Here is a 10006-nt window from a genome sequence, read left to right as displayed (position 1 = left end):
TCAAAATGTCAGGAATTATACAAGCTTTAGAAAGAATTATTAACTGGCTACAAAAATACGATCCAGAGCCAGAAACTATCCCTCCAGGATTTTCACTTCTGCAAATTCAAGAGTTGACTAAAAAACTCCCTTTCAAACTGCCTTTAGAAGTATGTAAACTTTATCAATACTGCAATGGCAAAGTTGGCATCACCCCCTATTCGAGACTTTTTTCTCTAGAAGAAGCCCTTAAAATTTGTCTTTCATATATTTATACAGAAGTTTTTTTAATACATTATTCTTCCGAGGAACTGAGTAAAAATTTTTGCAATTTTATGAGTCACCCAGATGCACAACAGTTTTTGTTTGCTTATTATCCTTTAACCACCTACAGATTTCCTTTATTTGTAGAAAATGATGGACTTTGTTATGTAATTTGCGATGAGAATGAAAAAAAAGTTTCTCCGATTTGGTATGAATTTATAGGACGAGAACCAGTAATATATTCAGCTAGCTTAACTAGCTTAATGTTGACATTCGCAGAATGTTATGAAACTGGAGGTTATTATGTTACTTCTGAGTACAAAGCAGGAGTAACATATTCATATACAGAGATAGATGTAGAAAAAGCCGAAAAAATTTTCCAAAAATATAATCCAGCACAAATTGATGTTTGGCGAGAAATTTGGATAGATTAATTCGGAAGATTTACTGCTAGAGATCCGTTTGAGGGATGGTTGAGTGAACCTTTGTCTTTGGCTAAGTATCCCTATGTTCATGGTAATCCGGTTAATGCGACCGATCCTAGTGGACTTTTGGCTTATGACACTTCAGCCGCTATAAACATATTTGCTATTCTTGCAGTTAGCTCTCTTGTTTCTCGTAATGTTCCAGTAGCTACTATCAGGAGAGAGGATTCTGATAATATTGTGGTTCCTGGTTATTTAAAAGATATTAATCATCGAGGAGTGGAAACATTTCTTAGTATTCCTATAAGGAGTGAACATTACCAAGTTGTCAGAGAAAAAGTTGAAGAGTGTAATGGAACACAAGGGGCTGATAACTGCGATCTCGAAGGATTTCCTGTTATTGTTTGGGGACTTTCTGACACAACAATAACTGAAGCTGCACAACATACAAGAGATGCCATAGTACAAACTGGACAATCATTTTTAGCTTATATTGCTCCTGGATGGAATGAATGGAGTGGACCTGCTAGTCCACCTAATAGTGGTGGTCCTATATCTTGGTATAATGCGGTTCAAGGTCCTTGCCAATGGATTAGTGGTGTGTACCAACCACAGTTTAATAATAGAGATTGTGACGAGTATTCCTTACAACTCAACTTTGCAAGGTGGACCGCTAAATTATAACGCTGGGAGAGTGGATTTAAGACTTATAAATAGACAGCACAATCGCACAGCAGGAAGATATCTTGGCAGTTTTTATCAATTAGCACTCACAGTAAATCATCCTTACTATAGTTGGTTTGGAGTCAGAGTAGATAATATACCAACAACTTATTGGGAAGACAGACAAGGATTGCCACGATGGATCGAGACTGGACAAGAAATTCCTTTCTAAGCGTGGCGTTTAGCAATTGGGTGAACTCATAATTTTACCTTGTTTGAGATGTAGAATTACTAGGTCTCTACAGGACAGAAAACTGTTAACCTAAGTCTAAGGGCGACTCTCCGGCTTAGGCTAACATATCTACTCTTATAGCAATAGCAATTTCACGCTTATTCCAAAATGTAAAAAAATGTAATTCATAGCTTAAGCTAGCAACGCTCTGTTCTAAAATCAAGAAAAAGTTTTATTTCTATTATGGTTTCACAATTAACAAATGCTTTAAACAGAATTTTTAGTTGGATTGAGCAACATAGGTCGTATTATGTGAAATATCTACAACCTGGCTTATTAAAAGGTAAAATAAATAATCTAATTAAAGATTTACCATTTCAATTGCCTTCAGAAATTTATGAACTTTATCAATGGAGAAATGGAGCATTATACCAAGGAAAAAATTTGTACGATGAAGGTCTGATTTTCAAACATAGTTGGTCATTTAGACCTCTACAGGAAGTTGTTAAAATATACTTAAAAAATTTAAATAAACAGAAATACTTAGAGAATCATCTTCTGTATTTATATTCCCCAGATTGGGAAAATTATCTAAAGAAAATTGAGATTTTACCTATTTTTTATACCATCCGTTATTACGATATAGATTGCTATCATTCAGGAAATCTATGGATTAATCAAGAAAAAAACCTGAATCCTGTAATATTTAATTCTTTTGAAGAAGGAGAGAATGTTTTAGACAAATACAGTAGCGTAACTTCTATGATGTTAACAATAGCTGAATGTTACGAAAATGGAATTTATGATCGATATACTTTTGGTAAGTATTACGAATCAGAAAATAAAATTTGGCGGAAATATAATTCCGAGCTTCGAGAGTTTGCTTCAGAAATTATCCAAGAACAATCATTCTCTCAATTAGCTTGGACATATACTATATATGAACTTGTAGAATTTAAAGATTTAAGAAATTGTCAATCCTTAATTCAGTGGTTGACTGATTTAATTAATGCGTATAAAAAACCTGATTTTAGAACAAATTATCTTGGTATAGACTTAAAATTATATAGAAAAAATCCAGATCTCTTTGACTATTTTAAATTAGAAACAGGACTACCAAAGCTTTTAGGAGAACTAGGAGACATCAGATCTGTTCCTATTCTAATCGCCGCTTTACAAGATAATACCTTTTTTCAAGCAAATCCTTTTAGTCGAGTTTGTGCAGCTAAAGCTTTAGGTCAATTGAAAGACAAGCGAGCTACTTTACCTTTAATTTATCTCCTCAAAGACGACTGGGAAGAATCCCGAAAAGCAGCAGCTTGGGCATTAGGAGAAATCAAAGATTCTCGTGCAGCAGAACCATTGATTAAAGCATTGCAAGACAACAATAAAGAGGTCAGACAGGCAGCAAGAGAAGCACTATCAAAATTAGTTTTACACTCTCCCGAACTAGAAAACATAATTCCTTTCTAAGCCGTATTCGGGCGTTAACCTAGGGTTCGTGGCGTTACCTTACCAGAAAAAATTCTGACAACACATCAGACTACACAGATTTCAGTTTTTCGGCGATCGCTTCCCGAACAAACTCTTGCCAATTCTCTCGACTTTTAAGTTGTTCTTTCATTGAAGCAGAGATTCTCAATTGAAGATTTTCTCGTAGTGGTTCAGATCGATCTGTTTTAAATCCGTAACTCTTGATGTTAGGATTCCCCCCTGGACGACCACTGGACTTAGTTCCTGGCATTTTTTTCTATCCTTGACCTCCATTAGATTAGATATCCTAGCAAATCTCCAACTTTAAGTTTAGAACAAGAAAACCAACAACTCACTGAAGAACTCCAACAAACCAAACAAACCCTACGTCGCGCCAAAGACCTTACTCCTATCATCCGACCCAGCCTCAAACGAGTCCTACGCTTGGCAAAAGATGCCTGTATGGAGGTCAAACGCACCGTCAAAGGGTGTTTCCCCAGTAGCAATTTTAGCCCCCCAGATTAGCGACAATCCGATTACAGCCCCCACAGACATTATCGGTACCGTAACCGATGAGGGAGAAGTAAACTACATCCTCGAAATAGCACCCCAAAAAGGTGGCGAATTTGTTGAAATAGCCAGAGGAAATACCTCCGTCAATGACGCTAAGTTAGGTAAATTCGATACCTCATTATTAGAGAATGGTAGTTACATCCTACGCTTGACGGCAACCGATAGTGGTGGTAACAGTGCCATTGACGAAGTAATTGTCGATGTAACTGGGGAGTTGAAGTTAGGTAACTTCCAACTCTCATTTACCGACTTAGAAATACCCGTAGCGGGGATTCCCATATCACTGACCAGGACATATGATAGTTTAGGTGCCAATCGAAGTGATAACTTTGGTTATGGTTGGCGTTTGGAGTTTCGCGATACCGATTTAACTACTTCAGCACGAGAACGTACCGCACAAGAAGAATTATTAGGTATTTATAGTGCATTTTCATCACAAGAGAGGGTTTATATAACTCTTCCTGGTGGAGAACGAACCGGCTTTACATTTAAGCCAAAGGGTAGTATTCTCAATCAATATTTACTGGGTTTTCTCGGTTCTGGGGCTGCTGCGGGACTGATGTATCATCCGGAGTTTGTCGCCGATGATGGCAGCGATTTGACTTTGAGAGTGAAAAATGCACAGAATACTTATTTAATTCGCAAAGCGGGTAGTGATGAGTATGTCGAGGTAGTGAGTGCAGTTCCCTATAATCCCGCAGCCACGCGTTTTGGTGGGGTTTATATTTTAGAGACTGGTGATGGTGTTGAGTATGAGATTGATGCAGATAGTGGCGATTTAATTACGGTTACGGATACTAATGATAATCAGTTGAGTTTTAGTGAGGGGGGGATTGTTAGTTCGACTGGGGTATCGGTTACTTTTGAGAGGGATGTGCACCGAAGGATTGTGGCGGCGATTAACCCAGAGGGGAATAAGATTAAGTATGAGTATGATGCTCAGGGTGATTTAGTTGGGGTTATTGATAGGTCCGGGAATAGGACTGGGTTTGAGTATGATGAGGAGAGGAAGCATTATTTAGCAGAGATTATCGACCCGTTGGGTAGAAGTGGGGTGAGAAGTGAGTATGATCAAGAGGGTCGCTTAAAGAGAATTATTGATGTTAATGGGGAAGCAGTAGAGTTAGTATATGACCCGGATAATTCAATCCAGACAGTACGGGATGTATTTGGTCATGAGACTATTTATGAGTATGATGAGCGGGGTAATGTTGTTACCGAGATTGATGCGGTTGGGTTAGTTACTCAGCGTAGTTATGATGATGATAATAATTTGAAGACGGAAACTCTGATTACGGATGAGAGTGGAGTTGAGGGTTGGACTACTAGGTATAGTTATGATGCTGATGGGAATAAGTTGAGTGAGACTGATGCGTTGGGGAATACTACTCGCTGGACTTATGGTAAATACAACCGTCTTTTGAGTGAAACTGACGCATTAGGAAATACCACAACTTATAGCTACGATAGCCGTGGTAATCTTTTATCCAGTAAAGATGCAGCCGGAAACATTACCAAATATAGTTATGACAGTAGCGGTAACTTACGCTTCCTCACCGATACCCAAGACAAGATTACCTCCTTTAGCTATAATAGTCGAGGTAATGTAACCAAAGTAACTGATGCAGCAGGTAATCAAACCACCTATACCTACGATTATCAAGGAAACCGAGAAAGTGAAACGCGCACAGTAACAACAAATAACGGTATCGAAGAAATAGTCACTCGCTCTCGCTACGATAAAGAAGGAAATCTTCGAGAAGTTACCGATGCCGAAGAATTTACCACTCATTATGAATATGATGCTAATAACCAACAAACTGCGGTTATTGATGCACTCTTAAGAAAAACTGAATATCGTTACGACGCTCAAGGTCAGTTAATTGAGACAATTTATCCCGATAATACTCCAGAAACCCTTGACGATAATCCACGTATTATAACTCTTTACGATAAAGGAGGTCGCCAGCGTGCTGAGATTGACCAAACCCGAAGAGTTACTTATTACAATTATGATCCAGTCGGGAGATTAATTGAAACGATTTATTCCGATGAAAGTGAGACCTTAGAACAACTTTTAGCACAAATCGCTCCAGGTGAGACTTTAACTACTGTAGACTGGACTGAAATTGTTTATCCCGACGCATCCCCCGCTTACCTAAACGATAATCATCGAATACGCACCGAATATACTCAAGACGGTCGCATCCAAGCTAACATAGACGAACGAGGAAATCGTACCGAATATCGTTATGATGCTCTCGGACGACGCACAACCACCTTCTACCCTGACGATACACCATTAGACCTTAGCGATAATCCCACAACCACAGTAGAGTATGATGCCACAGGTCGCAAGTTAAGCGAAACTAATGAAGAAGGTCATACCACCAACTACGAATATGACGACGTAGGACGACTCACCAAGACCATCTTCCATGATGATACCAGCACTCACATCAGTTATGACTCTCTCGGTCGTCGTGAAAGCGTAACCGACCAAAATGGTAAAGTTGTAGAATTTGAATACAATGATTTAGGACGTTTAACGGCTGTAGTTCAATTCCTCAACCAGGAGAGTGAAAATCGCCGAGAACTGAAAACTGAATATCGCTATGATGAACTAGGTCGTCTTCTTGAAGTTGAAGATGCTAACGACCAGATTACTAAATACTCGTACGATAAGCTAGGTCGTCGCATTGCTGTAGAATTACCTCTCGGACAAAGTTCCCTTAGTACCTACGATGCTGTAGGAAATTTAAAGACCTATACTGACTTTAATGGGGAAGTTACTGGGTATAACTATGATGCCATGAATCGCATTATCTTCAAAGACTATGAAGATGATGCTGATGTCAGCTATACCTACACCGCTAATGGACAAATTGAATCGATTACTGACGGTCGTGGAGTCACAGAATTCGGTTACGATGAGTTAGGTCGTCTACTCTGGCGTAATGACCCAGAGGGAGAAACCACCGATAATGGACATACGATTGAATATGAATACGATGCAGCCGGAAATCGTACTACGGTAATTACTCCTAATGGTAGGGTGGATTATACCTATGATGAACGGAATCGTTTGGAAACGGTTACTGCTTCTGAGGGAGGAACTACTATTTATGCTTACGATGATGCGAATAATTTGATTCGTACTGAGTTTCCTAATGGGGTGGTGGAGACTCGCAAATACGACGATCTGAATCGTTTGGTATGGTTAGAGAACACTTTGAGTGATGAGGTGCTTTCTAGCTATGATTATCAGTTGAATGATGCGGGTCATCGTCTCTCGGTAACTGAAGCGAACAATCGTCGGGTAGAGTATGAGTATGATGACCTTTATCGGTTAACCCAAGAGAAGATTAATGATGGTCAACGGGTAATTAGTTATAGCTATGATGATGTGGGGAATCGTACTCTGCGGGATGATTCTCAATTGGGGGTTACGAGTTATGTTTATGATGATAATGACCGTTTGTCAACAGAAACTTTAGTCAAAGATGGAGAAACGGTTCATAGCATTACCTATAACTATGATGATAATGGCAATCTGATTAGTCGTACCAAGGTTGTAGATGGGGTAAGCGAAACAACCACTTATACCTGGAATGACGATAATCGCTTGGTACGGGTTAAATTGCCGAATGGGGATGTGGTTGAGTATGAATACGATGATGAGGGTATTCGAGTTAGTAGTACGGTTAATGGGGAGACTACCGAATATCTGATTGATAAAAATCGTCCTTATGCTCAGGTATTAGAAGAGTTTAGCACTGTTGAGTTACAGGCGTTTTATGTCTATGGTCATGATTTGATTTCCCAGAGTCGTAATGGGGAGAAGGATTTATATCAGGTTGATGGTTTGGGTAGTACCCGCGTGTTGACTGATGAGATGGGGGTGGTTACTGATACTTATGATTATGATGTTTTTGGGGAGGAGATTGAGTCTACTGGGGAAAGTGAGAATAGTTACCTGTTTGCGGGGGAACAGTTTGATGAGGAGTTGGAGGAGTATTATTTAAGGCAGAGGTTTTATGATCCTGGGTTGGGGAGGTTTACTCGACGGGATAGTTATGAGGGTAGGTTAGGGGAACCGATTACTCTGCATAAGTACCTTTATGGGAATGGGAATCCGGTTAGTTATATTGATCCATCAGGATTATTTAGCATAAAAGAAGTTTTGGGAACGCTGAGTGCTGTCTCAGCACTTATAAATGCAACCAAAGCTGTCCATCACAGCTATAAAGCAGCGGTAGCCGAGACACCAGAGGAATTCAATCGCGAAATATTTTGGGCTGGAGCAAACACACTTGGAGTGTTTCTGGGATTGGCTGGTGGAGGCTTTACTGGACCATCAGGTTCTGTAGGTTTGGCAGGAGGCGGCACAGTTCCCGCAGTGGTTAGTGAGGGGTATCTCATTGGTTCGGTAGCAATACCAACTACTCAGACAATTTTAGCTATCTCTACAACTGGAGGTGGAGGTTATGGCTTCAGCATAGATGTAAAGGACGATCATGTTAACAAACCTAAACACTGTCTTGACGATCTTGCTCCAACATGGTCAGAGCAAAGGGATCTATTGGTCAACACTGTTAGTTCTGTAGCTTCAAGCCTGACAGGGACTCCTGGGTCAGTAGGCTCCCCTGGTACGTTGATTACTGAAATTCCAAGCTCTACTTTTCCAGGTCGCAATGTTACAACTACGATTAGGTATTTTAGATACAATACTGGTCGGATAATAATTAACACTGCTTTTGTTCCAATCAGTGAATGTTCGCACCCCATTCCTTAATGTAAGATTAGCGCGTCTAGCTTAAATTTGTGGATTACGTTCAAACGCAGTAATGCTTTCGAGTAAAACAATACGCGATTTGCAATTTTCTACATACTAGTCATGGTTTCTGGGTCTTGGGTTGAAAGTATGCTTCTCCAAATTCCCTAAATCTCCTTGTAAAATCAGACTAAGATTGATTCACAATCTTAGTCTGACTCTATTAAGATTAGAGTAAAAATATAGAAGGATCAAAATAATGAAAACCCTTGAAGACCTGATTTTAACTTACAGCAGTAAGGAAGAAATGAATAATGAAGACAGACAGCAGTTTGAAAGTTGGCTGGGTCGAGAAACTAATACGATTCAGTTAAAACGTATGGCTAAACTAGATATGGTGTACCAGGAAATTGCAGTTTTTCTGTTTGAGCGAGCTATCGAGCTAAATTCCCAGGACATTGAAGCAATTGTCGGGATGGGATTGAGCTTATGGTGTTTGGGGAATGAGCAAGAAAGCAAAGTCAAACTCAAAGTAGCCAAAGAAATAAGACCTGAAAGACTAGATGTACTATGTTTGTCACACTTAAATGGAGGTTTGAACAGTCAAGAAATGGCACTTTTTGAAAGACTGCTAGCGAAAGAGTATAACACTAATGAATTAAACTATCTTGGTCGAGTAAGCTATCCAGAGTCAGAAATTTCTGTTCCTTTATATCAAAGGCTTATCGAACTTGAACCCAAAAATGTTAAAGCTATTCTTCACCTCGGTGGAGTTTTTTGGCTGATAGGAGAAGATGATAACAGCAGAATTCAACTAAATAAAGCTAAAGAAATCAATCCAGAAAGAGTAGATGTGTTATTTTTAGAAGCTACTTTAGCATCTGACGAGCAAAGCAAAATTCAACTGTGCGAAAAAATTCTAGAAAAAGAACCAGACAATAAAGTGGTTAGAGCCAACTTAGAAAATCTAAAATCCTCTGATATAAACAAAATTTGGCAGTTCCCAGCATCTTAATTTTATATTTAGCCGTATTGCTAGAGAAACTGCTATAAGGTGTCAACACGCTGCAACTCTTGCATTAAGTTGAATCTTACTCTTTTGTTCTAAATCCAAATCAAACTCTGGAATCTAACCACCGCACCCGTGGGAATGGTCATCGACCCCCAAACAGGTACAATTAGTTGGCAACCCACCCCAAACCAAATCGGCACTCATCAAGTTACAATTCAACTAAGTGACCATCTCGGACTATCCACCACCCAAGAATTCACCCTCGAAGTCAAAGGAATCAACACACCACCCCAAATCCACTCCACACCCATCACCTCTACCAGCATAGACCAAGCATACACCTATCAAATCGCCGCCACCGACAGCGACAACGACCCCTTAACCTACACCCTAACTAGCGCACCAGACAACCTCACCATCAACCAACTTGGACAAATAAATTGGACTCCCCAACTCACTCAAATAGGAAACCATGAAATCACAGTCATGGTAAGCGACACAGTCGGTGCAACTACCACTCAAACCTATAACCTCATCGTCCAATCAACCCCAATCAATCATCCACCCACAATTACCTCCACACCCATTCAGCGAGTAGATACCAACAGCAC

8 protein-coding genes are annotated in these 10006 nt (G+C 39.7%); 7 read left to right on the top strand and 1 reads right to left on the bottom strand.

Annotated features, from left to right (window positions below; translation table 11 throughout):
- Positions 1 to 5 precede the first annotated feature (5 nt).
- The 4 genes from G3T18_RS00345 to G3T18_RS00330 all read left to right on the top strand — a co-directional run bounded on the left by G3T18_RS00345 (position 6) and on the right by G3T18_RS00330 (position 3036).
- The gene (locus G3T18_RS00345) at positions 6 to 677 is read left to right on the top strand and encodes an SMI1/KNR4 family protein (protein WP_224408521.1); all 672 of its coding nucleotides are present in this window, start codon (positions 6 to 8) and stop codon (positions 675 to 677) included.
- Between the two features lie 39 nt (positions 678 to 716).
- On the top strand, positions 717 to 1352 hold the full coding sequence (locus G3T18_RS00340; RefSeq protein ID WP_224408520.1) for an RHS repeat-associated core domain-containing protein: 636 nt from the start codon (positions 717 to 719) through the stop codon (positions 1350 to 1352).
- Between the two features lie 10 nt (positions 1353 to 1362).
- Complete coding sequence (locus tag G3T18_RS00335) at positions 1363 to 1563, top strand: hypothetical protein (RefSeq protein WP_224408519.1); 201 nt, start codon at positions 1363 to 1365, stop codon at positions 1561 to 1563.
- Between the two features lie 243 nt (positions 1564 to 1806).
- Complete coding sequence (locus G3T18_RS00330) at positions 1807 to 3036, top strand: HEAT repeat domain-containing protein (protein WP_224408518.1); 1230 nt, start codon at positions 1807 to 1809, stop codon at positions 3034 to 3036.
- Between the two features lie 70 nt (positions 3037 to 3106).
- Here G3T18_RS00330 and G3T18_RS00325 read toward each other — a convergent pair whose 3' ends face one another.
- On the bottom strand, positions 3107 to 3307 hold the full coding sequence (locus tag G3T18_RS00325) for a hypothetical protein (protein WP_224408517.1): 201 nt from the start codon (positions 3305 to 3307) through the stop codon (positions 3107 to 3109).
- Between the two features lie 183 nt (positions 3308 to 3490).
- Between G3T18_RS00325 and G3T18_RS00320 the strand changes: the two genes are divergently transcribed.
- From G3T18_RS00320 to G3T18_RS00310, 3 genes are all read left to right on the top strand, one after another.
- Positions 3491 to 8404, top strand: coding sequence for an RHS repeat-associated core domain-containing protein (locus G3T18_RS00320; RefSeq protein WP_224408516.1), 4914 nt, complete (start codon positions 3491 to 3493; stop codon positions 8402 to 8404).
- A gap of 238 nt (positions 8405 to 8642) precedes the next feature.
- Positions 8643 to 9398 (top strand): tetratricopeptide repeat protein, encoded by a 756-nt coding sequence (locus tag G3T18_RS00315; RefSeq protein WP_224408515.1) that lies wholly within the window; start codon positions 8643 to 8645, stop codon positions 9396 to 9398.
- A 135-nt stretch (positions 9399 to 9533) separates the two neighbouring features.
- A partial coding sequence (locus G3T18_RS00310) for a putative Ig domain-containing protein (protein ID WP_224408514.1) occupies positions 9534 to 10006 on the top strand: 473 nt, incomplete at its 3' end.

It is taken from the genome of Oscillatoria salina IIICB1 (genome assembly GCF_020144665.1).
Classification (GTDB): domain Bacteria; phylum Cyanobacteriota; class Cyanobacteriia; order Cyanobacteriales; family SIO1D9; genus IIICB1.
This window is presented reverse-complemented; position numbering and strand designations above follow the sequence as displayed.

Excerpts from the sequence above, each read along its gene's own strand:
- G3T18_RS00320 (WP_224408516.1), top strand. The coding sequence starts at position 3,491 with ATGCCTGTATGGAGGTCAAACGCACCGTCAAAGGGTGTTTCCCCAGTA.
- G3T18_RS00325 (WP_224408517.1), bottom strand. The coding sequence starts at position 3,307 with ATGCCAGGAACTAAGTCCAGTGGTCGTCCAGGGGGGAATCCTAACATC.
- G3T18_RS00315 (WP_224408515.1), top strand. The coding sequence starts at position 8,643 with ATGAAAACCCTTGAAGACCTGATTTTAACTTACAGCAGTAAGGAAGAA.
- G3T18_RS00330 (WP_224408518.1), top strand. The coding sequence starts at position 1,807 with ATGGTTTCACAATTAACAAATGCTTTAAACAGAATTTTTAGTTGGATT.
- G3T18_RS00345 (WP_224408521.1), top strand. The coding sequence starts at position 6 with ATGTCAGGAATTATACAAGCTTTAGAAAGAATTATTAACTGGCTACAA.